Annotated in this window: 25 protein-coding genes; 10 read left to right on the top strand and 15 right to left on the bottom strand. The window is 70.5% G+C overall.

Translation table 11 applies throughout. The features are described 5' to 3' along the window. Window positions 1-60 precede the first annotated feature (60 nt). Window positions 61-672: a Rossmann-fold NAD(P)-binding domain-containing protein gene (locus tag FB471_RS06200; RefSeq protein WP_246076261.1), complete on the top strand. Its 612-nt coding sequence runs from the start codon at window positions 61-63 to the stop codon at window positions 670-672. Window positions 673-689: 17 nt separating this feature from the next. Here the strand turns inward: FB471_RS06200 and FB471_RS06195 are convergent, their stop codons facing one another. From FB471_RS06195 to FB471_RS06175, 5 genes are all read right to left on the bottom strand, one after another. Then, the gene (locus tag FB471_RS06195; protein WP_141996381.1) at window positions 690-1,289 is read right to left on the bottom strand and encodes a TetR/AcrR family transcriptional regulator; all 600 of its coding nucleotides are present in this window, start codon (window positions 1,287-1,289) and stop codon (window positions 690-692) included. Beyond that, window positions 1,286-3,181, bottom strand: a complete 1,896-nt coding sequence (locus FB471_RS06190; RefSeq protein WP_141996380.1) for a YhgE/Pip domain-containing protein — start codon at window positions 3,179-3,181, stop codon at window positions 1,286-1,288. Before FB471_RS06190 ends, FB471_RS06195 begins: the two co-directional genes overlap by 4 nt. Beyond that, window positions 3,178-3,849: a P-loop NTPase family protein gene (locus FB471_RS06185; RefSeq protein WP_141996379.1), complete on the bottom strand. Its 672-nt coding sequence runs from the start codon at window positions 3,847-3,849 to the stop codon at window positions 3,178-3,180. Before FB471_RS06185 ends, FB471_RS06190 begins: the two co-directional genes overlap by 4 nt. Before the next feature lie 115 nt (window positions 3,850-3,964). After that, the gene (locus tag FB471_RS06180) at window positions 3,965-4,879 is read right to left on the bottom strand and encodes a GNAT family N-acetyltransferase (protein WP_141996378.1); all 915 of its coding nucleotides are present in this window, start codon (window positions 4,877-4,879) and stop codon (window positions 3,965-3,967) included. Between the two features lie 9 nt (window positions 4,880-4,888). Further along, window positions 4,889-5,722, bottom strand: coding sequence for a class I SAM-dependent methyltransferase (locus FB471_RS06175; RefSeq protein WP_142001624.1), 834 nt, complete (start codon window positions 5,720-5,722; stop codon window positions 4,889-4,891). A gap of 352 nt (window positions 5,723-6,074) precedes the next feature. On the opposite strand from FB471_RS06175, the gene rpsA reads away from it, so the two are divergent. Continuing rightward, window positions 6,075-7,592, top strand: coding sequence for a 30S ribosomal protein S1 (gene rpsA, locus FB471_RS06170; protein WP_141996377.1), 1,518 nt, complete (start codon window positions 6,075-6,077; stop codon window positions 7,590-7,592). Window positions 7,593-7,726: 134 nt separating this feature from the next. On the opposite strand, the gene FB471_RS06165 is transcribed toward rpsA, so the two are convergent. Beyond that, window positions 7,727-7,939: a hypothetical protein gene (locus FB471_RS06165; protein WP_141996376.1), complete on the bottom strand. Its 213-nt coding sequence runs from the start codon at window positions 7,937-7,939 to the stop codon at window positions 7,727-7,729. Window positions 7,940-8,108: 169 nt separating this feature from the next. On the opposite strand from FB471_RS06165, the gene coaE reads away from it, so the two are divergent. Next, the gene (coaE, locus tag FB471_RS06160) at window positions 8,109-9,302 is read left to right on the top strand and encodes a dephospho-CoA kinase (RefSeq protein ID WP_141996375.1); all 1,194 of its coding nucleotides are present in this window, start codon (window positions 8,109-8,111) and stop codon (window positions 9,300-9,302) included. On the opposite strand, the gene FB471_RS06155 is transcribed toward coaE, so the two are convergent. The 5 genes from FB471_RS06155 to FB471_RS06135 form a co-directional block, all read right to left on the bottom strand. Further along, window positions 9,291-9,926 (bottom strand): response regulator, encoded by a 636-nt coding sequence (locus FB471_RS06155; RefSeq protein WP_141996374.1) that lies wholly within the window; start codon window positions 9,924-9,926, stop codon window positions 9,291-9,293. The genes coaE and FB471_RS06155 overlap by 12 nt on opposite strands. After that, window positions 9,908-11,221: a sensor histidine kinase gene (locus FB471_RS06150; protein WP_246076260.1), complete on the bottom strand. Its 1,314-nt coding sequence runs from the start codon at window positions 11,219-11,221 to the stop codon at window positions 9,908-9,910. The genes FB471_RS06155 and FB471_RS06150 overlap by 19 nt, the downstream gene beginning before the upstream one ends. Before the next feature lie 64 nt (window positions 11,222-11,285). After that, window positions 11,286-12,035, bottom strand: coding sequence for an ABC transporter permease (locus tag FB471_RS06145; RefSeq protein ID WP_246076259.1), 750 nt, complete (start codon window positions 12,033-12,035; stop codon window positions 11,286-11,288). Between the two features lie 190 nt (window positions 12,036-12,225). Beyond that, window positions 12,226-13,131 carry an ABC transporter ATP-binding protein gene (locus FB471_RS06140; RefSeq protein ID WP_141996373.1) on the bottom strand — a complete coding sequence of 302 codons (906 nt, stop codon included), beginning with the start codon at window positions 13,129-13,131 and terminating at the stop codon, window positions 12,226-12,228. 106 nt (window positions 13,132-13,237) lie between these two features. Next, window positions 13,238-13,765: a ribonuclease FAU-1 family protein gene (locus FB471_RS06135; RefSeq protein ID WP_141996372.1), complete on the bottom strand. Its 528-nt coding sequence runs from the start codon at window positions 13,763-13,765 to the stop codon at window positions 13,238-13,240. A gap of 48 nt (window positions 13,766-13,813) precedes the next feature. Here FB471_RS06135 and FB471_RS06130 point away from each other — a divergent pair, with 48 nt between their 5' ends. Further along, on the top strand, window positions 13,814-15,067 hold the full coding sequence (locus FB471_RS06130; protein ID WP_141996371.1) for a PucR family transcriptional regulator: 1,254 nt from the start codon (window positions 13,814-13,816) through the stop codon (window positions 15,065-15,067). 14 nt (window positions 15,068-15,081) lie between these two features. Here the strand turns inward: FB471_RS06130 and FB471_RS06125 are convergent, their stop codons facing one another. After that, complete coding sequence (locus tag FB471_RS06125; RefSeq protein ID WP_211357958.1) at window positions 15,082-15,549, bottom strand: MarR family winged helix-turn-helix transcriptional regulator; 468 nt, start codon at window positions 15,547-15,549, stop codon at window positions 15,082-15,084. 118 nt (window positions 15,550-15,667) lie between these two features. Here FB471_RS06125 and FB471_RS06120 point away from each other — a divergent pair, with 118 nt between their 5' ends. Further along, a complete protein-coding gene (locus tag FB471_RS06120) occupies window positions 15,668-16,285 on the top strand; it encodes a maleylpyruvate isomerase family mycothiol-dependent enzyme (RefSeq protein WP_141996369.1) in 618 nt (205 codons plus the stop codon). Window positions 16,286-16,690: 405 nt separating this feature from the next. Continuing rightward, window positions 16,691-18,850 (top strand): excinuclease ABC subunit UvrB, encoded by a 2,160-nt coding sequence (gene uvrB, locus FB471_RS06110; RefSeq protein WP_141996368.1) that lies wholly within the window; start codon window positions 16,691-16,693, stop codon window positions 18,848-18,850. A gap of 163 nt (window positions 18,851-19,013) precedes the next feature. Here uvrB and FB471_RS06105 read toward each other — a convergent pair whose 3' ends face one another. Beyond that, complete coding sequence (locus FB471_RS06105) at window positions 19,014-20,045, bottom strand: winged helix-turn-helix domain-containing protein (protein WP_141996367.1); 1,032 nt, start codon at window positions 20,043-20,045, stop codon at window positions 19,014-19,016. Window positions 20,046-20,353: 308 nt separating this feature from the next. Here FB471_RS06105 and FB471_RS35460 point away from each other — a divergent pair, with 308 nt between their 5' ends. The 3 genes from FB471_RS35460 (at window position 20,354) to FB471_RS06095 (ending at window position 21,720) form a co-directional block, all read left to right on the top strand. Beyond that, window positions 20,354-20,482 carry a hypothetical protein gene (locus FB471_RS35460; RefSeq protein WP_281287380.1) on the top strand — a complete coding sequence of 43 codons (129 nt, stop codon included), beginning with the start codon at window positions 20,354-20,356 and terminating at the stop codon, window positions 20,480-20,482. A 158-nt stretch (window positions 20,483-20,640) separates the two neighbouring features. Beyond that, entirely contained in the window at window positions 20,641-21,072 is a 432-nt protein-coding gene (locus FB471_RS06100; RefSeq protein ID WP_141996366.1) for a VOC family protein, read from the top strand. A 102-nt stretch (window positions 21,073-21,174) separates the two neighbouring features. Continuing rightward, a complete protein-coding gene (locus FB471_RS06095; RefSeq protein WP_141996365.1) occupies window positions 21,175-21,720 on the top strand; it encodes a GNAT family N-acetyltransferase in 546 nt (181 codons plus the stop codon). Here FB471_RS06095 and FB471_RS06090 read toward each other — a convergent pair. Together FB471_RS06090 and FB471_RS06085 are read right to left on the bottom strand one after the other, a co-directional pair. After that, on the bottom strand, window positions 21,710-22,678 hold the full coding sequence (locus FB471_RS06090; RefSeq protein WP_246076258.1) for an ABC transporter permease: 969 nt from the start codon (window positions 22,676-22,678) through the stop codon (window positions 21,710-21,712). The genes FB471_RS06095 and FB471_RS06090 overlap by 11 nt on opposite strands. Next, window positions 22,671-25,541 (bottom strand): alpha/beta fold hydrolase, encoded by a 2,871-nt coding sequence (locus tag FB471_RS06085; protein ID WP_246076681.1) that lies wholly within the window; start codon window positions 25,539-25,541, stop codon window positions 22,671-22,673. The genes FB471_RS06090 and FB471_RS06085 overlap by 8 nt, the downstream gene beginning before the upstream one ends. Before the next feature lie 302 nt (window positions 25,542-25,843). Between FB471_RS06085 and FB471_RS06080 the strand changes: the two genes are divergently transcribed. After that, the gene (locus FB471_RS06080; protein ID WP_141996362.1) at window positions 25,844-26,887 is read left to right on the top strand and encodes a TerC family protein; all 1,044 of its coding nucleotides are present in this window, start codon (window positions 25,844-25,846) and stop codon (window positions 26,885-26,887) included. Window positions 26,888-26,919 lie beyond the last annotated feature (32 nt).

Genomic DNA, 26,919 nt, shown 5'->3' with positions numbered 1-26,919 from the left:
TGGGCGGAAACCCGGGTCGAACACGCTGGTCAGGCGGGATTCTGCCGGTAACGTCGCGGTATGTCCGGCAAGAATGCGCTGATCCTCGCCGGCACCGGCATGCTTGACAAGGTCGTCCAGACCTTGATCGTCGAGGGGTGGCAGGTCGTGTTGCCGAGCCGTCGTTACAACCCGATCGCGTTCCGCGGAACCGAGAACGGCTCCGGGACCGCTGCCCGCCGCGCACTACGCCCGAAGGGGCACCTCCCGACCGTCGGAAGGGATGCCCCCGGCTACGCGACCTGGGTGGAAGCCCAGTGGGAGCGTCCGCACGAGCTGGCCCGCGCCGCCGAGAAGGCCCTCGCCAGGCCCGCCGACCTGCTGGTGGCCTGGGTGCACGACTCCGACCGCCGCTCGGTCATCGGCGCGGTCGAGTCGCTGCTGGACCCCTCGGCCCCCGTGGTGGAGGTGGCGGGTGGTCGGGGGTCGGGCCCTACCGACGACCCGGCCGAGCCGGCCCTGCCCGGCCACCCGACCCAGCAGGTGCTGCTCGGGACGGTGTCCGAACGCGACAGCGGGCGCGCGCTGGCCCAGGCCGAGATCGTGGAGGGCGTGCTCACCGCCGTGCGGCGCGCCCTCGACGGTCGCCCCTCCTCCCTGCACCAGCTGGGCCAACGCCGCCCCCTGCCGTAGCGCCCACCGGAGGGTGGTCAGCTGGGGTGGGTGCCGACCTCGCGGGCCAGGCCGCGGGCGAGCAGCATGATCGAGTCGCGGACCTCGGCGCGGGTCCGCTCCGGCTGGAATACCTGCCAGTCCAGCGCCACCACGAGCAGGGTGCCGAACAGCCCGGCTGCCGCTGTCGGGATCCGTACCCCCTCCGGCAGCCTGCCCGCCTCGTCGATTCGGTGCAGCAGTCCCCGGACGATCGAGATGATCTCCTCCCGCAGCAGGGTCAACGTTTCCTGCCACTGGCCGGGGGTGCGCCACATCTCGCTGACCAGGATCTGCGAGAAACCCCGGTGCTCGCGGATGAACTCCAGCGAGTTGTCCACAAGCGACTCCAGCGCGCGGACCGGGTCCTCGGCCTCGGCGCCGGTGCGCAACCGCTCGGCGAGCTGGTCGACGCCGTACCGCAGCAGGGCGTCGACCAGCCCGTCCTTGCTGCCGAAGTTGTAGTACACCGTGCCCTTGGCGACCCCGGCCTCGGCCGCGATCTCATCCACGGTGAGCCCGATCAGCCCCTGGCGGTCGGCAAGCCGCAGCGTGGCTTCGAACAGTTTCCGCTTGGTCAGATCGGACCGCGCACTCACAGGCTCAGCTCCGGTTTGAGCTGCGTGACCGTCCAGACCCGGCGCTTGTACGCGGCCAGCGTCGAGATGGCCAGGCCGCCGACGAGATAGGCGACGAGCACCCCGATGTCGCCGAGGATCTGCAGCGAGGCCCCGCTGTAGAGCAGGTGCCGCAGGCCGTCGATCACGTATCCCATCGGCAGCACCACGTGCAGCGGGTACAGCGGGTCGGGGATGGTCTGCCATGGGAACGTCCCGCCGGCGCTGACCAGTTGTAGTACCAGCAACACCAGGCCGAGGAACTTGCCGACCGCGCCGAACAACGCGTTCAGCGCGTGCACGATCGCGGTGAACGTCAGCGAGGTGAGCACGACGAACCCTACCGCGGCGGCCGGGTGCTCGACATGGATACCGACCAGCCAGGTCACCGCACCGAACAGCACCACCACCTGCGCCACGCCCAGTACGGCCGAGGGCAGCCACCCGCCGATGGCGACCCGCAGCGGGGAGGCGCCCGCGGTGAGTGCCCGCGTGGACAGCGGGCGCAGCAGCAGATACAGCACGAACGCGCCGATCCAGGTGGCCAGCCCGATGAAGAAGGGCGCGAGTCCCGCGCCGTACGTGCCCGCAGAGGACATACCGACCGAGTTGATTGCCACCGGATCGGCGATCGTGTTCGCCGTGGCCGTGCGGGTCGGGTCGTCCGGGTTGGGGATCTGCTCGAGTCCCGCGCCGAGCCCCTCGCGCAGCTCGGTGGCCCCCTCGGACAACCGGGTCGTGCCGCTCAACGCCTCCCGCTGCCCCTCGTCGAGCCGCCCGGCGCCCTCCGCGAGTTGCTGGGCGCCGTCGGCGGCCGTGCCGATGCCCTCGGTCAGCGCGGGCGCGGAACCGGCGAGCGCCGCCGCGCCCTGCGCGACCTGGTTCGCGCCGTCGGCCAGGGTGCTCAGCTTGCCGGACGCGTCCTGGATCTTGGCGTCGGCCTGGTCGACCGGCTGCCGGAGCTCGTCGAGCACGGCCAACGCACGCTGGATATCGGCGTCCGGCAACCCTGCCTCCCGCAGCTGCCGCTCGATGTCGGCGCGGGCCTGGTCGAGGTCGCCCTGCAGATCCGCCGAGCCGGAGGCGAGCGCCGAGCCCACCTCGGCGATCCGGGCGTTGCCCTGCGCGACCTGGCCGGCCCCGTCGGCCAGCTGCTGGGACTGTTGGGGGAGGTCCGCGGTGCTCTGCCGCAGCGTGTTCAGCCCGCTCGCCAGCTCGGTGGTCTTGCTTGCCAGCTCCTTGGTGCCGCCGGCGAGCTCCTGCTGCCCGGACTTCAGTTCTCGCGCACCCTCGGCCAGCTCGGACGCGCCCTCGGTGGCTTCGCTGATCTTGGAGTAGATGGTGGAGAAGCCGACCAGGAACCGCTCCGCGGCCTCGCTGCCGACCTTCTCCGCGATCGTCGACTTGACCTGCTCGGCCACCTGGTCGGCGATCGTGCCCGCCAGGTAGTTGTTGGCGTCGTTGGTGGTGAGCGTGATCGTCGCCTGCCGCGGCTGGAAGTCCCCCGTGGACAGCAGGGCGGCGGAGAAGTCCTCCGGGATGGTGATCGCGAAGGCGTAGTCGTCGTCGCGCACCCCCTGCCGCGCGTCCTCGGCCGAGACCTCGTGCCACTGGAAGCTGCTCGAGCGCACCAGCTCGTCGGCGACCTCGCGGCCGACGACGCGGTGGTCGCCGTTCTCGTCGGCCGCCCCGGTGTCGTTGGTGACCACCGCGGCGGGCAGCTTGTCCAGCCTGCCGTACGGATCCTGGTTGGCGTACAGGTACAGCGAGGCGTACAGCAACGGGACCAGGACCAGCGCGAGCAGCGCCAGCTTCGGTAGGGTCCCGCTGCTGAGCCTGCGCAGCTCGTTCAGGGCGATCCGGATGCCGCTCATGAGTCCTCTCCTTCAGCGCCGGCCTCGGCACGGCACTGCTGGGGCGGGGGTTGATCGTGCTGCCCGATCCGGGCCGGCGGCGAGGGCAGGGCGGCGACCGGCACGGTCGCGGTCAGCACCACGACCGCGAGCCCGCGCTCGGCGTGCTCGTGCGCGACCATCGCCCACTCCTCCACCTCGCTGGTGTGCCGGTCCGGCCGGTCCAGCACCAGCGCGCCCACCCCCGGCCGGGTGGCGGTGAGCTCGGCGAGCAGCCGGGTGCGCAGGGCGGGCTCGATCCGTTCGAACCGGGTGTCGGCGTAGGGGGCGAGGTCGTGCGTGGTCAGCCACCGGCGCACATCGGCGGCGCCGGCCGGCTGCGCGGCCAGCGCCAGCTCCTCACCGACGACCACGCTCAGGGACAGTGCCTCGTCCGGCTCGCTGACCCCGGGCGCGTCCACCACGGCGACCAGGGAACGGAGTTTCGCCTCGTCCGCGTGGTCGTCGATGGTCACCGTCCCGGTGGTGGGGCGCAGCCTGCCTGCGAGGGCGAGGCCGAAGGCGGTCACACCCGTTCCGGGCTCGCCGTGCACCAGCGCCAACTCGCCATCGGCCACGGTGAGCGACGTGGACGGCAACACGGTGCCGTGCGGGCCGTCGAGGGACACCCGGTCGGCGCGGAGCTGCATGCGGCCTCCTTTTGAACTGACCAGTCAGTTCAAAATTAGACCCGTGGCGGTGCGGCCGCAACGTGAAACGCGCGCCGACCCACGTCCGGGTGACGGAGGTTACGAGCCCGCAGCCCTAGCGGAGCGCGGAAGCCGGACGAACCTCCCAGAACGTCCACAGTGGCCGGTAGCCCTGCCGGTGCCAGAACACCGAGGAGAGGGGGTTCGCCGGACTGTAGAACAGGAATGTACCCCGGGCCCCGCCCGCGCGCAGCGCGTCGTGCGCCACCGCGGCCAGTGCCCTGCCGATACCCGTGCCCCTGGCCGCCGGCAGGACCGACAGCGTGTGCAGCTGCCCCCACCGGCCGGGCCGAAGCCGGAGTCGTTGCTCGCCCGCCCGGGCACCCCAACCGCAGCCGGCGAGCCCGACGGCCAGCCCCGCCGACTCGGCGAGCCAGGCGGGCTCGTCCCGCCGCAACCGCGTGCGTACCTCGGCCGCGAGTACCTCCGCGGCGTCCTCCCGCACGGTGTTCGGGCCGACCAGTGCGGAGTAGCGCAGCTCGGCCATCCGCAGCGCGACGATCTCCTCCTCGTCCGCGGCGCGTGCCCGCCGGATGACCACCTCGGGACGGCTCGTCCCGGCCGGGGGTGGCGGCCGCGGCCGGACGCCGAGCGCGTCCAGGGGAACAAGCCCGTGGTCCAGCAGCACCCTGGCCACCTCGACGTCGCGGCTGGGCCAGGTGACCGCGCAGGCCGAGTCCGGTCCCACCCGCTCCCGGTCCAGCCTGCGGCGCAGCGCACCGAGTAACGCCGCCATGCCCGCGCCGCCGGTGTCACCGAGCAGCGGAGTCAGCTCCCAGCTCGCGCCGGCCGCCCACAGGCTGGTGAGGGAGCCGGGCGCGTGCCGGGCACGGTAGAGCACACCGGCCACCCGGCGACCGTCGGCGAGGGTCGCGGTGAGCCGCTCACCGGCCGGCGGCTGGGCCGCCTCGGGCAGCAGCGGATCCAGCGCGGCGAACCGCGCCGACTGGGCCAGCACCAGCTCCCGCACGGGAGGTGGCTACCCGCCCGCCGCGACGGCCGAGAAGATCGCGGTGCCGGGGAACAGCTTGCCGCGCAACGGGCTCCACTGGCCCCAGACCCGGGTGTGTGCCTCGGGCCATTCCGGCTCGATCAGGTCGGTCAACCGGAAGCCCGCACCGGACAGCGCGCGTACGTAGTCACCCATGGTGTGGTGGTATTCCACATAGGTCGCCGCGCCATCGGCGTTCACCTCGACGTACGGGGTCCGGTCGAAGTACGGCTGGGTCGCGGTCAGCCCAGTCGGGCCGGGGTCGTCGGGGAAGATCCATCGCATCGGGTGCGTCACCGCGAACACCCAGCGCCCTCCCGGCCGCAGCACCCTGGCCACCTCCGCGAAGACCGCATCCAGCGAGGCCACGAACGGCACCGCGCCGAAGGCCGAGCACGCGGTGTCGAAGCCGCCGGTGGCCAGCGGCAGCCGCTCGGCGCTCGCCTGGATCAGTGGCGCGTCGGCACCGGTCCGCCGATGATCGGCCAGCGCATGCCGCAGCATGCCCGCGGAAAGGTCCACCCCGACCGCGCGTGCCCCCTGGCAGGCCAACCAGCGAGTGCACGGCGCGGAACCGCAGCCGACCTCCAGTACCGAGCTGCCACGTACCTCGCCGAGCAGCCGGGCGTCGGCCTCGCGCAACCCCTCCGGGCACCACACGAAATCGGCCGCACCGAGGAACTCGCGATGGGTGGCCTGGTAGTCGTCGGCGTCCGCGTCCCACCAGGCCAGGTTGGCCGCGGTCGCCTCGGCCGAGCCCACTCGGCGGTAGGCGACGCCTGCGGTGCCCAGCCGCTCCTCCGCGCGTTGATGGCGATCCACCGGCGGCTCGGGGTGGTCGGCGACGTGGCCACGCCGGCCGTCCTGGTTGAACGCGGGTGGCTGGGGCACGCCGGCTATCCTCCCACTGGTCCTGCTCCGCCGGGGGAGACCCTGTTTGTGTCGCCGTCAGGCGGCCGCGTAGGATACTTGTTAGCGCAGTGGGTTCGCGCTGCCTTTCACCCAGCAGTGTTCAGGCGTTCGCTCTGGGACTCGGGGTCGCGCACCGCTTGGTGATGCTCGCGGCCGTTCCTCGTCGGACGATGCGACGGTTTGCATGGTAGTCGCCTGTGTCCCCACGGCGCACGCAAACTGCACACCCCATGACCTAGCCATAACCGGAGCAACCCACCTAATGACCACCGACACCACCACCGCCCCGACTGCCCCCGCGCAGGCTCAGCAAGTCGCGATCAACGACGTCGGGACGGAGGAGGACTTCCTCGCCGCCATCGACAAGACCATCAAGTACTTCAACGATGGCGACATCGTCGAAGGCACGATCGTCAAGGTCGACCGCGACGAGGTTCTGCTGGACATCGGTTACAAGACCGAGGGCGTCATCCCGTCGCGGGAACTGTCCATCAAGCACGATGTCGATCCGGCCGAGGTTGTCACTGTCGGTGACGAAGTCGAGGCCCTTGTCCTGCAGAAGGAGGACAAGGAAGGTCGGCTGATCCTCTCCAAGAAGCGGGCGCAGTACGAGCGCGCCTGGGGCACCATCGAGGAGCTCAAGGAGAAGGACGAGCCGGTCAAGGGCACCGTCATCGAGGTCGTCAAGGGCGGCCTGATCCTGGACATCGGACTGCGCGGCTTCCTGCCCGCCTCGCTGGTCGAGATGCGTCGCGTGCGCGATCTGCAGCCCTACGTGGGTCGCGAGCTCGAGGCCAAGATCATCGAGCTGGACAAGAACCGGAACAACGTGGTGCTCTCCCGCCGCGCCTACCTCGAGCAGACCCAGTCCGAGGTTCGCAGCGAGTTCCTCAACGCGCTGGCCAAGGGCCAGGTCCGCAAGGGCGTCGTCTCCTCGATCGTCAACTTCGGCGCGTTCGTGGACCTCGGCGGCGTGGACGGCCTCGTGCACGTCTCGGAGCTGTCCTGGAAGCACATCGACCACCCGAGCGAGGTCGTCGAGGTCGGCCAGGAAGTCACCGTCGAGGTGCTGGAAGTGGACATGGACCGCGAGCGCGTGTCCCTGTCGCTGAAGGCCACCCAGGAAGACCCGTGGCGCCAGTTCGCCCGCACCCACGCGATCGGCCAGATCGTGCCGGGCAAGGTCACCAAGCTCGTCCCGTTCGGCGCGTTCGTCCGCGTCGAGGAGGGCATCGAGGGCCTGGTGCACATCTCCGAGCTGGCCGAGCGCCACGTGGAGATTCCGGAGCAGGTCGTGCAGGTGAACGGCGACGTCATGGTCAAGGTCATCGACATCGACCTGGACCGCAGGCGGATCTCGCTGTCGCTGAAGCAGGCCAACGAGGGCGTCACCCTGGACACCGAGTTCGACCCGACGCAGTACGGCATGATCGCCGAGTACGACGATCAGGGGAACTACATCTACCCCGAGGGCTTCGACCCGGACACCCAGGAGTGGCAGGAGGGCTACGACAAGCAGCGTGAGGAGTGGGAGCGGCAGTACGCCGAGGCCCACGCCCGCTACGAGCAGCACATGCGGCAGATCGCCAAGGCGGCCGAGGCCGACGCCGAGGCGGCGGCGCAGAGTGTCGCCGGCGACGACGAGGGCCCTGCCGACCAGGGTGGCGGCAGCTACTCCTCCGCCCAGGGCGGCGAGTCGAACCAGGCGGCCTCCGGTGGCACGCTGGCCAGCGACGAGCAGCTTGCCGCGCTGCGCGAGAAGCTCTCCGGCGGCGCCTGAGCCCGGATACGCATAAGGCGGATGCCCCGGTCCTTCGTGGACCGGGGCATCCGTTTGTGTGGTCGGTGCCGGGAGGGTTCCGGGCAGGACGAAACGGGAATTCGTCGCCGAATTCCCGGATGTAGGCGCGGCCGTCAGGTGGTCGCGGGTGCCCAGGCGCGTTCGTACGCGGCCGCGCGAGCCCTGCGCCGCAGCCCGGCGAGGCTGTGCTTGGCCGGGACCAGCAGGGCGGTCAACCAGTTGCGCCGGAACTCGGCGAGTGCCTCGGCCACCGGGCGGTGCATGACGCAGTGCACCAGACCCGGGGTCCCGAGCCGGTGCCGTCCGACATGCTCGTTGGCGGGCATCGTTCCTCCGTATGGGCGATCACCGTCGCACGGCACGGTACGCAAACCACGATCGAAAACGTGTGAACCTCGCGGCGTGTCACTCACACCAGTTGAATAACGAGACGGTTAGTGGCTCTCCGTCGACCGCGAGCGCTGCCGGGCCGGCCGGGCTGGTTGAATGATCGCCATGCTGCGAGTCGGGTTGACGGGCGGGATCGGTGCCGGGAAGTCCACGGTGGCCCATCGCCTGGCCGAGCACGGCGCGGTGCTGATCGACGCGGACGCGCTGGCCAGGCAGGTGGTGGAACCGGGGACCGACGGCCTCGCCGAGGTGGTCGAGGCCTTCGGCGCCGAGGTGCTGGCCGAGGACGGCAGCCTCGACCGGCAGGCACTGGCGGCCCGCGCGTTCGCCGACGAGGAGTCCCGGCGCAGGCTGAACGGCATCGTGCATCCCAGGGTGGGCGCCCGCGCCGCGGAGATGATGGAGCGGGCAGCCCCGGACGCGGTGCTCGTGCACGACATTCCACTGCTGGTGGAGAACGGGCTGGCCGCGCACTACCACCTGGTGATCGTGGTCGACGCCGAGGAGGACGTGCGGGTGCGGCGGCTGGCGGAGTCCCGGGGTATGAGCGAGCAGGACGCTCGCGCCCGCATCGCCGCCCAGGCCGAGGAGCGGCAACGCCGCGCGGCCGCGGACGTGTGGCTGGACAACGGCGGCGCCCCGGACATCGTGCTGTCCGCGGTGGACGCACTGTGGGCCGATCGGCTGGTCCCGTTCGAGGCGAACCTTCGCCTGCGCCGCCCCCGGGCGCAGCGGTCCCCGGTCATCACCCCGCACGACGGGTCCTGGCCCGCTCAGGCCGAGCGGGCGCTGGCCAGGGTGCGGCTCGCGGCGGGGGAGCGCGTGGTGCGGGCCGACCACATCGGCTCGACGGCCGTGCCCGGCCTGCCCGCCAAGGACGTACTCGACCTGCAGTTGACCGTGCCCACCCTGGCCGACGCCGACGCGCTGGCCGAACCACTGAACGCCGCGGGCTTCCTGCGCGCGGAGGGGCACTGGTTCGACGACCCGCAGGACGGGGGCGATCCGGCGCGGTGGGACAAGCGGCTCCATACCGGCGCGGACCCGGGCAGGCCGGTGAACCTGCACGTCCGCTCAGCCGAGAGTCCGGCCTGGCGGCTGGCCCTGCTGTTCCGCGACTGGCTGCGCGCCGAGCCCGTGGAACGCGACGCCTACGCCGAACACAAGCGGCGCCTCGCCGAGGCGCATGCCGCGGACGGCACCGTGTTCGGCTATGCCGACGAGAAGCAGGGCTGGGTCAACGCGGCCTTCCAGCGGGCCGAGGACTGGGCGGCCCGCACCGGCTGGTCACCGGCCTGACCGCCGCAGCAGCCCGCGCTCGTATGCGGTGGCCACGGCCGCGGCGCGATCCTTGACCCCGAGCTTGGCATAGGCGTGCAGCAGGTGCGTCTTGACGGTCGCCTCGCTGATGAACAACGTCCGCGCCGTCTCCTTGTTGGTGCTGCCGGCCGCGACCAGGTCGAGCACCTCGAGCTCGCGCCGGCTCAGTGGTTCCCTCGCCGGGGAGCGCAGCCGGCCCATGACCCGGCCGGCCACGGCGGGGGAGAGCACCGACTCGCCGCGTGCCGCGGCTCGCACCGCACGGAACAGCTCCGCCCGCGGCGAGTCCTTGAGCAGGTATCCGGTGGCTCCGGCCTCGATCGCGGTCAGCACATCGGCGTCGGTGTCGTAGGTGGTGAGCACCAGTACCCTGGCCGGGTTGCCGAGCCCGGCGAGCTCGTTGATCGCGGTGACCCCGTCCGTGCCCGGCATGCGCAGGTCCATCAGCACCACATCGGGCCGCAACCGCTCGGCCAGCCGGACCGCCTCGGCGCCGTCCGCAGCCTCGCCGAGCACCTCGAACCCGGCTTCCGTGGTGAACATGCCGCGCAGGCCGTCCCGCACGATGGGGTGGTCGTCGGCGATCAGCAGGGTGACAGCCATGTGTCCGCTCCTTCCGCGCTCCCCGCCGGAATCGCCGGGACGCTCGCCGAGATCGCGGTACCGGCGTCCCGCTCGGACTCCACCTCGAGGCTGCCGGCCAACCGTTGCACCCGCTGGCGCATCCCGCTCAGTCCGAACCCGCCGTGGCCGTTCGGCCGCACCGCCTTCACCTCGAAGCCGCGGCCGTCGTCCCGCACGTCCAGCGTCACCTGGTCCTCCATATAGGACAAGGTGAGGCCCACCCTTGCCGCCTTGGCATGTTTGGCCACATTGGTCAGTGCCTCCTGGGTGACTCGTAGCAAGGTCGCCTCGATCTCGGGGTGCATCGGCCGGGCGGCCCCGGTGGTGGTGAACTCGATCGGCACTCCGCTCCTGTCCGACCATCGGCGCACCACCGCGGCCAGTGCCTCCGGCAACCGGGCGTCGACCAGCGGCTCCGGACCGAGGGCGTGCACCGACCGGCGGGCCTCGGCGAGGTTCTCCCTGGCCAGGGCGGCAGCCGTGTCCAGACGCCGCTGCCAGGCCGCCGGGTCGGCGCGGGCCTGCTCGGCGGCCTGCAACTGGGTGATGATCCCGGTGAGGCCCTGCGCGAGGGTGTCGTGGATCTCTCGGCTCAACCGTTGCCGCTCGTCCAGAATTCCGGCCTCCCGCGCCTGGCTGAGCAACTGCCTGTGCAGGCCGGCGTTCTCCTCCAGCGCGGCCTCCAGATCGGCGACCGCCTTGCGCCGCGCCTCGCTCTGCTCGGTGAGCGCGTCGGACATCAGCGAGCCCCCGCCGATCGCCAGGGTCTGCACGGCGATGATGGTCAGCCACAGGAAGGGGTTCTTGGTCAGCGCATGCACCACCCCGCCGGCCGGGATGGTGTGGATCAGCGTGGAGCACAGGGCGAGCCCGCCGAACATCACCGGCACCGGGCGCAGCCGGATAGCGTAGAAGAAGCCGGCGACCATGAACACCAGGAACAGGTTCTCGCGCAGCATCAACACGGTGGCGAGGGCCGTGAAACCGGCGAAGGAGACGAGTTCGGCCCACCGGCTCGTCCGCAGGTGGCCAGGCCGGATCGTATCGGTGAGCAGCACCCACACCGCGGCGGCCAGCACCAGGCCAAGGGTGCCCAGCTGGTGGGACCGGTCGTTGGGGGAGGACGGCAGCGCCAGCAGGGTCGCGACCGGCAGCAGCAGGAAGGGGAACGCGCGCTCGGCGCCGAGCACCCACGGATGCCATGGCTGGACCTTGTCGTCCGCCAGCAGTGAGGGCCAGAAGGCGGAGGGCCGCCGGCCGGGTCCGGTGCGCACCCCGCCATTATCCGCCCGGCACGCCGTGCTCGCCGTCACCCGCCCGGCCCGCTACCGGGCGCGGTCACCGGGTGCCCCAGCGGAAGTACCGCGCCGCCAGTACCCCGCAGACGACCGCGCACCCGGCGAGCGCCAGCAGCTGGAGCGGCCTCGGGTTCCCGCCCGCCGCCGTCTCCCGCATCGCGTTGAGCATGGCGCCCAGCGGCAGCACGTCCGCGATGGTCTGCAGGAGGTCGGGCAGGTCCTCCTTGCGTACCCAGACGCCGCCAAGGGCCAGCATCGGGAAGAACAGCACCGAGCCGATCCCGTTGGCCACGCTCTGGGTCGAGGCGAACGCGGAGATCAACAGCCCGACCGAGAACAGCGCGGCCGCGCCGAGCAGCGTGGCGAGCGTGAATCCCGGGAGGTTCGCGGGCAGTTCCATCCCCAGCGCCAGCCGGCCGACCACGATGATCAGCAGTGCCACCACCACGGCGGCCGCCAGGTTCACGATCAGTTGTGCGTACAGCAGGTCGCGCGGCGGCACCGGGCTGGCGGCGAGACGGCGCAGGATACCCCGGTCCCGGTAGTTGCCGAGGTAGGAAGGGAAGATGTTCAGCGCGATCATCGCGATCAGGATCGCGATGGACAGCGGTGCGATGAAGGTACCGAGCGGGACCTGCCCGCCGAACTCCTCGCTGGGCTCGGTGACCCCGGGAATCAGGCTGAGCACCAGCAGCAGCCCGATCGGAAGGCCCAGCACGATGATCGGCGTGCCAGGGTCCCGCAGGTAGAGCTTCGCCTCGACGGCGGTCATGGTGCGCAACGCGGCCATGGTGATGTCCCCTCGTTCAGAGTCTCAGTGCCTGTTCCTCAACGCGCGACACGATCGGCTCGGCGGGGCTTGGACTTGGCCACGACCGTTCCCTCGGCAGGCCGTACGCCCCGCCTCCCCGCTCGTGGGCTACGCCGCGCGCGTTCTTTCACTCACCGTGAGTAGTGATGTCTAGTTCCGTAACAGAGCCTCAGGCGAGTGCCCGGCCGGTGAGGGCAAGGAAGGCGTCGTCCAGATCGGCCTGGTCCACCCGCAGTTCACCGGCGATGATCTGGTTACGGGCCAGCACGGCGGTCACCGCGTGCAGCACGTTGCCGGACCCGGTGACCACGATCTGCCCTCCCGTGCGCTCCACGGTGCGCACCTCGGGCAGCTCGGCGAACATGGCCTCGGTGACCGGAGCCGACGGCCGGAACCGGATGCGCTGCTCGTCGTTCACCGCGGCGACCAGGCCGGCCGGGGTGTCCACGGCGAGCACCCTGCCCGCGTCGATGACCGCGATCCGGTCGCACAGCCGCTCGGCCTCCGCCATGAGATGGGTGACCAGCAGGATGGTCACGCCGCGGTCGTGCACGCGCTCGATCAACTCCCAGGTCTCCCTGCGGGCGGCGGGGTCCAACCCGGTTGTCAGCTCGTCCAGCACCGCCACCCGCGGGTTACCGATGAGCGCGAGCGCGATGGACAGTCGTTGCTGCTGCCCACCGGACAGCTTGCGGTAGTGGGTGTCGCGTTTCTCGGTGAGGCCGAGAACCTCCAGCAGTTCCCGCGGGTCGGCGGGCTCGGCGTAGAAGGAGGCGTAGAGGTGCAGTGCCTCGGCCACGGTGATCCGGTCCGGCAGCTTGCTCTCCTGCAGCTGCACGCCCAGCACCTCGCGCAGGGCCCTGGTGTCGGCGCGCGGGTCGAGCCCGAGCACCGAGACCGTGCCACGGTCCGGCTCGCGCAACCCCTCGACGCACTCGACCGTGGTGGTCTTGCCCGCGCCGTTCGGACCGAGGATTCCGAAGATCTCCCCGCGCTCCACGGCGAACGACACGTCCCGCACCGCCACCTTGTCCCGGTAGCGCTTGTGCAACCCCTGTACTTCGACGATCGACATGCGAAGGAGGATCGCCCGGCACGGGTACTCGCCGGATCGCCCCGGCGGGCATACCTCGATCAACCTTCGGGCGGCCGCGGGTCAACCGATCGGTTGACCCGCGGGGTCAACGGCGCAGCCAGTCCAGCTCGATGTCCACGGAGGACAGCCAGGCCACGAGGTCGTAGCCGTGCCGGGCGAGCCCCTCGACGGCCGCGTAGGCGGTCTCCAGCGCGGCCCTGGCGCCGGCCGCCGGCACCAGGCCCGCGGTGGCCGCGGCGAGCAGCTCGTCGGTGTCCAGCACCTCCAGTCCCCGTTTGTCCCGCAGCACGATGTCCAGGTACAGGTCGGTGGCCCGCCAGCGGTCGCCGCCGCGTTGGATGTCCACCACGTCCAGGTAGAAGTCCTGGTCGCGCTCGTGCCCGGGGTTGAACCAGAAGTCGGTCACCCGCAGGCCCAGCGCGGGCAACAGCCAGGACTCCAGGTAGTGGAACTGGGCACGGCCGGGAGCCGGGCGCGCGAGGTAGAGACCGAACTCCGCGACCCGGTACCGGTCCACCGTCCGGGTGATTCCCTTGGGGTCGACATTGACCGAACCCGGCACGTCGAAGGTCTCCACCTTCGGCGGGTGCGGCGTGCTCCCTTCACCACTCATGCCGACATCTTGCCCAGCGTTGGTGATCTCTGTCGTAGGCTCGGCCGGGTGGTGGACGAAACCCTGGTCGCGGAGCAGCTCGCCCGGGTCACCGCCGAGCTCGGTGACCGGGCCGCCGAGCTGACCACGGAGCTGGTGGGCGTGTACGACCGGGAGCTGCCCCAGCTGGTGCACGACGACGAGCGCATGGTCAGCCTGCTTTCCGCCAGCGTGCACCAGAACATCGACACCGCGATGCGCATCTTCCAGCATGCCATCGACCCGGAGGGGGTGGACGCACCCGCGGCGGCGGTGGAGTACGCGCGCAGGCTGGCGCAGCGAGGCACCCCGGTGATCGACCTGATCAGGGCCTACTACCTGGGACAGACCACGATCCTCGAGCACTCGCTCGCGCAGGCGGCCAGGGGGATCGAGGACGCGGCACTGCTGGACGCCATGTTCCGCAAGGCCTTGACCGTCACCTTCGCCTTCATCGACCGGGTCACCCAGCAGGTCGTCTCGGCGTACCAGGACGAGCGGGACCGGTGGTTGCTCAACCACAGCGCGGTCCGCGCCGCGCGGGTGCGCTCGCTGCTGGCGGGGGAGGCCGGGGACATCGACGCGGTGGAGGCCGCGATCGGCTACCGGCTGCGCGGGCTGCATCTCGGGATGGTCGTGTGGCTGTCCGGGGAGGAGCACGCGGCCGGTGGGCTCGACCGGCTGGAGGCGCTGGCACTGAGCCTGCAGCAGCGGACCGGATGTCCGCGGCGCCCGCTGTTCGTGCCGCATGACGACGCCGGCGCGTGGGTGTGGTTGCCGCTGGACGATCCGGCGGTGCCCAAGCGGCGGCAGCTGGAGGAGACACTGGCCGAGCGCGGCGGCGGCATCCGGATGGCGCTGGGCGAACCGGGCCGGGACGTCGAGGGTTTCCGGCGGACCCACCGGCAGGCGCTGCGGGTGCAGGCGCTCGCCGTGGCCGCGGGAGAGCACTGCGACCCGATCCTCGGGCACGAGGAAGTGGGCGCGATGACCCTGCTGGCCGCGGACCTGCCCGCGGCGGGCGCCTGGGTCAGGGACGTGCTCGGCCCACTGGCCAGGGACGACACCCCGCACCGCAGGCTGCGCGACACGGTGCGCGTCTTCCTGGCCACCGGAGGCAGCTACACCACCGCGGCCGGCCGGCTGAACATGCACAAGAACTCCGTGCAGTACCGGGTGCGTAAGGTGGAGGAGCTGCTCGGCAGGTCGGTCGCCGAGCAACGTCTCGATCTCGAGCTGGCGCTGAACCTCTGCCACCGCCTCGGTCCCGCCGTGCTGACCTGAGCCCCCGGTTCCGGTCAGCGCCTTGCCACGTTGGCGAGGATGCGGTCGAGGACCTGACCGAACCGCTGGACGTCGGTCGGACTCACCCCGCTGAGCATGGCCTCGTTGGCCCCCGTGGCGACCGAGGCGAGGCGCTCGTACATCCGCCTGCCGTCCTCGGTGAGCTCGACCAGGGAGCTCCTGCGGTCGGTGTCGGTTCTGGTCCTGCTGACCAGCCCCCTGCCCACCATGCTCTCCAGGTGCCGGGTCAGCGTGGGCCCCTCGATCGACAGTCGCGCCGCGAGCTCCCGCTGGATCATCGGGCCTTTCACGGTGAGCGTGGCCAGCACGGTCCACATCGCGAAGCTGGCGCCCTGCTCGGCGAGTAGCTGCTCGAAGAACTGGCGGCTGGCCTTGGCCGTGAGGTGCAGCTTCGGCGCCACGCTCTGGGTGAGCCACTCCGGCGCCGAGGCCTCCGACCCCGGGGCGGCGGGCTCCGGCATATCCATCTCCGTTCGATGCGTCACTCGCGTGCCCAGCCTAGCCGGGCCGGTCGGTTGACACGGTACCAAGTGATTAGTTAGCTTGCTAATTATATCGGCGACTGATGGGACAGTGGAGATGGGCGATCGGGTCATGACCGCGGCGGACAAGCGCACCCTCGCGCTGGCGGAGCGTCGCCGGCTGACGAGCACGTTGGCCGGATTGACTTCGCGGCAGTGGGCGAGCCCTTCGTTGTGCGCGGGCTGGACGGTCCGGGAGGTGGCCGGGCATGTCGCGGAGAACACGCGGGTGGGCCTCGGGGGTTTCCTGCTCGGCATGGTCAGGGCGCGGTTCGACCACGACGAGTACAACCGCAGGGCCGCCGCGCGCTGGGCGCTGCTGCCGACCAGGGACCTGGTCGCGGCGCTGGACACCGACCGGATGATGCTGGTGTTCCGGCTGAGCCCCGCGCTGCTGCTGGTCGACAACGTCGTGCACCACCAGGACATCCGCCGGCCGCTCGGGCTCGGCACGGAGATCCCCGAGCAGGTGGTCGCCGCGGCGCTCACGGCGGTGCTGACCGAAGGCGCTTTCGCGGCCGAGGCTCGGCGGGTCGCCGGGAACCGGTTGGTCGCCACCGATATCGACTGGCGGCACGGGGAAGGGCAGGCCGAGCTGCGGGGTCCCGCCGAGGCGTTGCTGATGCACGTCATGGGGCGTCCGGTCGACCCCGCCGAGCTGCGATCGACCCGGTAGCCCCGGCCGTTCGGTCCGCCGGACCAAACGGAGTAGTGATTCTTGGGTCGAGGGCACGAAGAGATGGTCGCGATCGGCCACTAACCTCGCCCCATGGCGTTGTCGGGGCGCCGAGCTGAACCGGGTGAGATTCTCGCGGTGGTGCGACCGCGACCCGGTGTGGTCGGTGAGAGCAGGCGGGTGTGTCACGTGGTGCCGATTCCGGATGGTGGCAGATCGGTGGGGCAGCTCACGGCGTTGTGCGGGGAGCCTGTCGTGTCCGCCGAGGTGGACGTGCTGCCTCAACTCAGCGGGATGCCCTGCGAACTCTGCGTAGCCAACTCTTCGCCAGGGTACGCGGGCCCCTTGCCGGCGGCGGGGTAGCGCGGGCTGAAACTGTCGGAGGGCACGCCTACCCTGGACGGCGTGGCTTTCGCAACCGAACACCCCGTAGTGGCGCACTCCGAGTTCCGCCCCGTCTCCGAGATCCCGCGATCGGGCGGGCGGTTCCAGGTGGTCAGCGACTACCAGCCCGCGGGTGACCAGCCCGAGGCGATCGACGATCTGGAACGCCGGATCACGGCGGGGGAGAAGGACGTCGTCCTGCTCGGCGCCACCGGCACCGGTAAGTCGGCGACCACCGCGTGGCTGATCGAGCGGGTGCAGCGCCCGACGCTGGTCATGGCGCCGAACAAGACCCTGGCCGCGCAGCTGGCCAACGAGTTGCGTGACTTCTTCCCGCACAACGCGGTGGAGTACTTCGTCAGCTACTACGACTACTACCAGCCGGAGGCGTACGTACCGCAGACCGACACCTACATCGAGAAGGACTCCTCGATCAACGACGATGTCGAGCGGTTGCGGCACTCCGCCACGATGAACCTGCTGTCCCGGCGGGATGTGATCGTGGTGGCCAGCGTGTCCTGTATCTACGGCCTCGGCACCCCGCAGTCCTACCTGGACCGGTCGAGCAGGCTGGCCGTGGGGGAGGAGATCGACCGGGACGTGTTCCTGCGGGCGCTCGTGGACGTCCAGTACACCCGCAACGACCTGGCGTTCGCCCGCGGCACCTTCCGGGTGCGCGGCGATACAGTCGAGGTCATCCCCGCCTACGAGGAACTGGCCATCCGGATCGAGTTCTTCGGGGACGAGATCGACAAGCTGTACTACCTGCACCCGCTGACCGGGGACATCGTCCGTGAGGTGGACGAGGTGCGCATCTTCCCCGCCACGCACTACGTGGCGGGCCCGGAGCGCATGGAGAAGGCCATCACCGACATCGAGGCCGAGCTGGAGCGGCAACTCGCCGAGCTGGAGAAGCAGGGCAAGCTGCTGGAGGCGCAGCGGCTGCGGATGCGCACCAGCTACGACATCGAGATGATGCGTCAGATCGGCTCCTGCTCCGGGATCGAGAACTACTCGCGGCATGTGGACGGTCGGCCGGCGGGCTCGGCGCCCGCCACCCTGCTGGACTACTTCCCGGAGGACTTCCTGCTGGTGATCGACGAGTCGCACCAGACGGTCCCGCAGGTGGGCGGCATGTACGAGGGCGACGCCTCGCGCAAGCGCACCCTGGTCGAGCACGGGTTCCGGCTGCCGAGCGCGCTGGACAACCGGCCGCTGACCTGGGAGGAGTTCTCCGACCGGATCGGCCAGACGGTGTACCTCTCCGCGACGCCGGGACCGTACGAGATGGGGCAGACCGGTGGCGAGTTCGTCGAGCAGGTCATCCGGCCCACCGGCCTGGTGGATCCCGAGGTCGTGGTGAAACCGACCGAGGGGCAGATCGACGATCTGGTGCACGAGATCAGGACCAGGGCGGAGCAGGACGAGCGGGTGCTGGTCACCACCTTGACCAAGAAGATGGCCGAGGACCTCACCGACTACCTGCTCGAGCTCGGTATCCGGGTGCGCTACCTGCATTCCGAAGTGGACACGCTGCGCCGGATAGAGTTGTTGCGGCAGCTACGTTCCGGTGATTTCGACGTGCTGGTCGGCATCAACCTGCTACGTGAGGGGCTGGACCTGCCCGAGGTGTCCCTTGTGTCCATCCTGGACGCCGACAAGGAGGGCTTCCTGCGCAGCGGTACCTCGCTGATCCAGACCATCGGCCGGGCCGCGCGGAACGTGTCCGGGCAGGTGCACATGTACGCGGACACGGTCACCGACTCGATGCGCTACGCCATCGACGAGACCAACCGCAGGCGCGAGAAGCAGGTCGCCTACAACACCGAGCGCGGGCTCGACCCGCAGCCGCTGCGCAAGAAGATCGCCGACATTCTCGACCGGGTGTACACCGAGGCCGAGGACTCCGAGCAGGAGGTCGCCGTCGGCGGTTCCGGGCGCAACGCCTCCCGCGGCAAGAAGCCGGAGCAGGGCGACAAGGTGCGCAGCTCCGGCATGCTCGCCGACAAGGACGCGTCCACCATGCCGCGTGCCGAACTGGCCGACCTCATCCAGCAGATGACCGACCAGATGATGCAGGCCGCGCGCGACCTGCAGTTCGAGCTCGCAGCCCGGCTCCGGGACGAGATCGCCGAGCTGAAGAAGGAACTGCGCGGCATGGACGCCGCCGGCGTCACGTAATCGAGTTTGCCGCTCACGCGCATGGAGTTTCCCCCTTCGGCCGGACACTCTGCCCGGGGGAAACTCCATCGGCGAGTTTGCCGCTCACGTACGCGGGTTTGCCGCTCACGCGCACGAGTTGGCGGCTGGCGTAGGCGAGTTTGCTGTTCGCGTAGGAATGAACCTAGCTGGCGAGCGCCGCTTTCGGGGAGTCCAGTAGCAGGATGCCGGCCTGGGTGGGCGAGTGCAGGGCCGCCTTGTGGTGTCGGACGGTGGTGACGAGCCCTGCCTTGCGGAGGACCGAGGCGTGTTCACTGGCGCTGGCCGGGGCGATACTGGCTAACGCCGCCAGTTCAGCGGTGGTGCAGCCGGCATACTCCGCGATGACGGTGAGAACGGTGGCGCGAGTCCGGCCGAGCAGAGATGCCAGGGCGTACGGGGTGGCTGGTGTCGGGCTGGTCGAAACGGGGGCTGGTAATGGCCGGCCGGGGTTGGTGTCGTGGACGGGGTAAGTCATCAACGGCTGCGGCTCGGCGTCGAGCGCGAGGATCGGGTAGTCCGAGCCGAACAGCGAGGGCACCAGCAGCAGCCCGCGGCCGCCGAGATCGATATCCACCTGGGCGCCACCGGGTTTGGTCACGACGAGTACGGGTGGCTCCCAGCGCACCCGTCCGGGTATCAGCCCGGACAGCATCCGGTCCATTCCGCCTTCCGCGATATGCCGTGTGCGGACTGATCGGTCGGCCATGGTCGAGGCGTGGAGCGTTGGCACATGAGGCTCGACAGTGTGCTGGTATACCTCCTCCAGCAGGTCGGCCACCTGCTGGAGGAGCCGGGGGTTCGTACCGATCCGCTCAGTCCATCGGGGGAGCGGGCGACGGTGCTCGCGCAGCGCGGCAAGCTGAGCCAACTCGAGCCTGAGCCTCCGCGCCGGGGTCGAGCGGACCTGTTCCAGCAGTGCCCTCAGGTCTCCCGCGCCCGCGGGTGTCAGCAGATCCAGTCCCCATTCCTGGACCGGTAGCAGATCGAATACCAGGCGAGCTTGCGCGGGCAGTCGCGACAGTGCCGTACGCCGCCATTCACCGAAGCGCACGGGGTGATGACGGCTGTCCTGGAGCATCCGTACCGCGACGTTCAACTCGACAAGCGGTTGTGGGGCCGCCGCTATCCGGGTTCGTGCCAGGTCGTCCGTGGTGAAGTGTATTCGCCAGCTCATCAGTTCCCTTTCGAGCCGCTGCGGTCCACCCGTCCAGGTTCGGCTCGATTCGGCTCACCCCGAAGCGAGTTGAAGGTAACCCACACTATCGCGCAGGCTCGGTATATCGACAGTGCGCGGTAGGCCACTGGGGGTGGTCGGGTGCCGGTGGAGGGAGGCCACCGGCACCCGGCTGGCGTGCCCGGCACCGGGTGAACACGGAATCGCTGCCAGAACCGCCTGGCCAGGCGACAGCGCCAGGTACCCGACCGAGCGCACGTTGCCCGGTAGCGTGTCAGGATCGGAAAGGTCGGTGTTGCCCGCGTCCCGTGCCTGCCGGAACTCGGCGGGCCGGCGCGCCGACCGCGGTCATATCGACCGTGGTGGCGACCAGCAACCTCGTGCCCGGCGGTGCGGGCGGCCCAGACCAGGGCACGATCGGCGGCATCAGCCCGTAGGCCGGCGCCGTCGCGAAAAGGATCTTCACTCCGTCCACCGTGCCACGTCGCGGGTCGGGGGGCACCCGAATATTCGAGGTCAAAAGCTCGCTACCGGACATTTGTCGGTACCGGCGGGCATACTCCGCACGACGATCAACTCGGCGAGAGGACCCACCATGGCCATCGGATTCCAGGTGACCTACGACGCGGCCGACCCGGGGAAGTTGGCGGAGTTCTGGGCGCTGGCCCTCGGCTACCAGGTGCAACCACCGCCGCCCGGCTTCGACTCCTGGGAGGCCTTCGCTGAGAGCGCGGGCATACCGCGCGAGCGCTGGGGGGACTTCTCCGCGGTGGTCGACCCCGATGGCAACGGTCCCCGACTGTTCTTCCACCGGGTTCCGGAAGGAAAGACCGCCAAAAACCGGGTCCACCTGGACGTCAACGCCAGCGCTCCGGAACCGCACACCGAGCAGGGCTGGGAGCGAGTGCTCGCGCATGTCCGCAGGCTCACCGAGGCCGGGGCGACCATGGTCGGCGAGGTGAACGAACCGGCAGGCCGGTGCATGGTCATGCGCGACCCGGAGGGCAACGAGTTCTGCGTGCAGTGACCGCTCTCGAGCCCGGTGGCGGCTGGTCGGTGCCTGGGCGGAGGGTCGAGCGGATCAGGAAAATCGGTGGACCGGCGGGCGGCGCTGATCGACCGTTGTTCGGTGACCGAACGACTGGAGGCCGATGGCGGCCTGATTCTCCGACCGTGGGACGCCGACGACGTGGACGCCGTCCTCGCCGCGTTCACCGACGAGGACCTGTGGCGGCAGTCGGTCGAGTCCGTGGACACCCCGGACGCGGCGGCTGCCTGGCTGACCGCGCGCGCCCGGCACTGGGAGGCGGGTTCCGGGTACGCCTGGGCGATCACCAGCCGGGCCGGGGTCGTGCTCGGCAACGCCGAGGTGACCTCGGTGGACCACCGGCATGGCACCGGCTGGGTGTCCTACTGGACCACCCGGCCGGCGCGCGGCAGGGGTGTGGCCACCGCGGGTTGCCGCGCCGTGAGCGAATGGGCTTTGCGGGAGCTCGGACTGTTCCGGCTGGAGCTCGGCCATCGGGTGAACAACCCGGCGTCCTGCCGGGTCGCCCTCCGCGCGGGCTACCGCCCGGAAGGCGTGCAACGCAAGAAGCTTCGCTACGGCGAGGCCCGGTACGACGTCGAGATGCACGCCCGGCTGGCGACCGATCGCCGGCGGCTCAGCTCGTGACGTCCTTGGTGGCGAACCGGCGGGCGGCCAGCAGCACGAACACCGTCCCGTAGATCACCGAGGACAACGCCCCGGTGGCCATATCCGACCAGTCCACTTCCGTGGAGACGAGATCCATCCAGGCGAAGGAGAAATGCGTGGGCAGGAAGTCCCGCAGGTCACCGAGCGCGGTGATCTGATCGAGGATCTGCGAGACGATCGCCACCAGTACGGCCCCGCCGACCGCGCCGAGCGGCGCGTCGGTGGACACGCTCAGCAGCAGCGCGAGACCCGCCACCCAGGCCAGTTGGATCACGATGTACACCACGGCCAGCACCATCGCGAGCACGCTGTCCCCGAAGGGCACGGCGTCTCCGGTGGGACTGATCGCCTCCCCCGCGCCGTACCAGAGCACCCCGGCCAGCAGCGCCACCGCGGGCAACAGCGCGAGCGTGGCGGCGGACAGCAGTGCCGAGGCGATCGCCTTCTGCCGCAGGACCCGATGCCGCGGAACCGGGATCGCCAGCAGGTACTTCAGGCTCGACCAGGACGATTCGCTGGCGATGGTGTCGCCGAAGAACAACGCGACGATCATGGGTAGCAGGAAGGTGCCGGACACCATCACGGTGAGCACCACGAAGTTCGGCGCGCTCGCGGTGGCCAGGTCGACGAAGCCGCCGGAACGCCGGTTCGGGTTCGCCTCCCCGATCTCGAACGCGATCACCAGGACGAACGGCAGCAGCGCCACCAGGCCGAACACCAACTGGGTCCGCCGCCTGCGCAACTGCCTGCGCAGTTCGACGCTCAGTCGCAGCGTCCGGCCCGCCCGGTAGCCAGCCACCGCGCCGTCCGGACCCACCTCGGTGCGCTCGTGTTCCGCCGCCGCGGTGAGCTCCCGCAACGCGGCGGGATCTGTGTGCACCCCGTGGTCGAGCCGCGCGTTCTGCTCGCCCACCGTATCCTTACCTTCGTCACTCACCGGGGCCACCCTCTCCGACCAGTTGCAGGAACGCGTCCTCCAGCCTGCGCCGGGGCCCGGCCTGCTCCACCGAGACACCGGCGCCGACCAGCGCGGCCACCGCCTCCGAGCGCGGTAGCCCGTCCAGATCCGCGTGCACGAGCTCGCCGTCGACTTCCACAGTGGACACTCCGGTGATCGCCCTGAGCGCCACCGCGGCCTCCTCCGGCCGGTCCACCCGGAAGGTCGCCTCACCGCCGGCGGCGACGATCTCGCCGACCTCGCCGTCGGCGACCAGCGCGCCGCGGTGCATCACCACCACGTGCGTCGAGGTCTGCTCCACCTCGGCGAGCAGGTGGCTGGAGACCACGACCGTGCGGCCGGTGGCCGCGTAGCGGCGCAGCACCTCACGCATCTGATGGATCTGCGGCGGGTCCAGGCCGTTGGTGGGCTCGTCCAGCACCAGCAGCTCCGGTAGCCCGAGCATCGCCTGCGCGATGGCCAGCCGCTGCCGCATGCCCTGGCTGTAGGTGCGTACCTTCCGGTGCACGGCATCGCCGAGCCCGGCGATTTCCAGCGCCTCGCTGACATGCGCCTTGCCCGCGGGACGCCCGGTGCTGGCCCAGTACAGCCGCAGGTTGTCCGCGCCGGACAGGTGCGGAAGGAAGCCGGAGCCCTCGACGAAGCTGCCGATGCGGGACAGCACCGGTGCTCCCGGCGACACCCGGTGACCGAACACCTTGATCTCGCCCGAGGTCGGCGTGATCAGTCCCATCAGCATCCGCAGGGTGGTGGTCTTGCCCGCGCCGTTCGGCCCGAGCAGGCCGAGCACCTGCCCGCGTTCCACCCGGAAGGACAGGTCGTTCACCGCGGTCAGCCCACCCGGGTATGCCTTGGTGAGGCCGCTGATCACCAGCGGGGTGTCCACGAGTTCCGGGTCCACCCGGTGCGAGCGTCGGCGACGGAACGCGGCCACCACGGACACCAGTGCCGCGGCGGCGAGGACACCGCCGATACCGATCAGCTGCCCGATCGGCCATCCGCCGCTCACCTGCGTGCCCGGAACCACCGGCACGGTCACCGTTCCGGATCCGGCCAGCTCCACCTGGTAGGCGGCGGGCTCGGGTGGGGTGGCGTAGGCCCGGTCGGTCGTGCCGACCACCAACTCCAGCGCGTGCCCCGCCTCGATCGGGCGCACGATCCCGGGCAGCGTGACGGTGACCTCCGCGGCGCCGCCGTCGGCGGGCAATCGTGGGATCCGGATCGGTGCCACCGCGTTCGCGGGCAGCGTCCTGCTGCCGTCCGGGCTGACGTCGTACAGCTTGGCGAACAGCACCGCGCCGGATGCCGGGTCCTGCGGCGCCTGCTCGCCCGCGACCGAGACCCGTAACCGCACCGTCGAACCGCCGGTGATCAGCAGTTGCGAGTCCCTCGGCTGCGAGGTGAACCGGGCCGCCTGACCGGGTGGGTCCATGCTGAACATGCTGGACAGCCGTGAGGAGCTGGAGGTGAGGCGGTTCAACCCGGGAATCCCGCTCACCGCGGCGGGATTCCCGCCGGGCGGGTTGACGATGGCCTGCGGCTCGCCGCTGAGCGACACCTGCCTACGTTCGGTGCCGCCGCCCTCGAGACCGGGATAGGCCGCGGCCTCCACCCTGCGGATCGAGGGTGCACCGTCGGTACGCAGCGACCCCTGCACCTCGTAGCTGAACGGCGCGCCGGGACCTTCGCCCTCACCGTTGAGCTGGAAGTCCAGCCAGTCCGCGATCCGGCCGCGCAGCTGTGGCCCCGGCGAGCCGCCGTCGTGCCCACCGGAGTACCAGATCATGGTCACCTCGCCGCCGGCCTCGGTGATCTGGCGGGCGGTGGCATCCGCCTGGTCCAGTCCGAACAACGTGTCGTTCTCGCCCTGCACGAGCAGGGTCGGCACGGTGATGTCGCCGGTGACCGAGACGGGGGAGACCCGGTGCAGCAACTCGACCGTCCGCGCACTCGGCTTGCCGTCGGTGGCGACATCGCGATACGCGGCGCACACTCGCTCGGTGAACCGCCCGCACGGATCGGCGCGCGAACCAGGGGTCCGCGCGGGTCCGGGGTCGGCGATCCGCGCGCCCGCCGCGGCGACGTCGTCCTCCTCGAGTTCGCTGCCGGGCTCGATGGCCGCCGCCCCCGGACTCGCCGCGGTCGGGCCGGTGCCCGCGGCGAAGAGAATGCCCGCCCAGGACTCCTTGAACACGCCGTCCGGGCTGAACGCTCCCGGCGCCGGGGTTCGCGCCGCCACCGGCTCACTGCTCGCGGCGTTCGGCACCAGCCCCTGCGCGAGGTCGTTGTAGGTGATCACCGGGGCGATCGCGTCCACCCGGTCGTCGGTGCCCGCGAGCAGCAGCGCCAGCGCGCCGCCGTAGGACCCGCCGGTCACCCCGACCCTGGGATCACCCTCCGCGTCGGACAGCACCTCCGGCCGGTCCGCCAGGTAGTCCAGCAGCCCGCTGGCATCGGCGACCTCGTAGTCCGGGTCGTTCAGCGCGATCTTTCCGGTGCTGCGGCCGAAGCCGCGTGCCGAGTAGGCCAGTACCGCGAACCCCCGCTCGGCGAGCTCGTTGGCCTGGTCGGCGACGCTGTCCTTGCTGCCGCCGAACCCGTGCGCGAGCAGGATCGCCGGTGCGGGCGTGGACTCCGGCGTGTACAGGGTCGTGTCCAGCCGTACCCGCTCGCTCGAACCGGGAGCGGCGGGCACGTCGACGGCCGCTTCCTGGGTTCGTACCGGTGGTGACTCGTCCCCGACGCCGGCCCAGACGAGTCCGGCCGCGACGAGGAGCACGACGACGGCGGCGAGGGCGACGAGGGCGACGAGCCTGCCGCGCCAGTGAGTGAGGAACGGGATTCGGCGCACGGGATGACCGTATTCCGGCTTTCCTGAGAGTCCGCTGGTAGCCCCCGGTTGCGAAACTGTGATGCAGGTTACCCCGGGCATTTCGGTGACACTGCTGACCTTGACTGGCGTGGATCACGTTGAACGACGACGATATGTAGCGACGTGGAGGGGAGTATTCCCCCACGGCGATGTCGTCAACACGGCTGCCCCGCATCCTCGGATCGGCGCACCCGGCATCGTCGGCCGGTGCCCGCGCCGGTGGAAGAGACCTCCGGTAGTGGCCGCTATCCGCTCACCGGAGGTTTGGTTAGATGAACGTGCCCTTGTGGCTGTGGCTCGCGACGATCGGCGGGCTTCTCGCGCTGGTCGCGGTCGACCTGGTCATCGTCGACCGCAAGCCGCACCGGGTCTCCACCGGCGAGGCCGCCCGCTGGGTGATCTTCTACATCAGCTGCGCCGTGGTCTTCGGTGCCGCGGTGTGGATGCTCGGCGGGCACGACCCGGGCGTCGAGTTCTTCACCGGCTACATCACCGAGTACTCGTTGAGCGTGGACAACCTGTTCATCTTCATGGTGATCATGTCCTCGTTCAAGGTCCCGGCCATCCACCAGCACCGGGTGCTGCTGATCGGCATCCTGCTCGCGCTGGTCATGCGGGGCGCCTTCATCGCGGTCGGTGCCGCACTGATCGCCCAGTTCGTGTGGATCTTCTTCGTGTTCGGTGCCGTCCTGGTGTGGACGGCGGTCAGCATGGTGCGCAACAAGGGCGGGCACGAGGAGTACCACGAGAACGCGGTCACCCGGTGGGTGCGCAAGGTCTTCCCGGTCACCGAGGACTACGTCGGGCACAAGTCGATGGTGCGGCGGGACGGGAAGCGCTGGCTCACCCCGATGTTCGTGGTGATCGTCGCGATCGGCAGCGCCGACCTGCTGTTCGCGGTGGACTCCATCCCGGCGATCTTCGGCATCACCCAGGACGCCTACCTGGTGTTCGCGGCGAACGCGTTCGCGCTGATGGGCCTGCGCCAGCTGTACTTCCTGCTCGGCGGGCTGGTCACCAAGCTGGTCTACCTCTCCTACGGGCTGGCGACCATCCTCGGCTTCATCGGCGCCAAGTTGTTCCTGCACGCGTTGCACGAGTACCACGTGGTGCCGGACTGGTTGGAGATCAACAACTGGCTCTCCCTCGGCGTCATCGTCGCCGTGCTGACCGTGACCACGCTGGCCAGCCTGTACAAGGCACGCAAGGATCCGGACGCGGTGGGCGGCACCAACCTGATGCTCGACGCCGAGGCGCCGGAGGAGCGGGCCACGCGGGCCGAGGCCACAGGCGTCGCCCCGTCCTCGGAACGGTAGTCCAGAGGTAGTTAGTTCTGCTAATGACCCGG

The organism is Amycolatopsis cihanbeyliensis (genome assembly GCF_006715045.1).
GTDB classification, from domain to species: domain Bacteria; phylum Actinomycetota; class Actinomycetes; order Mycobacteriales; family Pseudonocardiaceae; genus Amycolatopsis; species Amycolatopsis cihanbeyliensis.
This window is presented reverse-complemented; position numbering and strand designations above follow the sequence as displayed.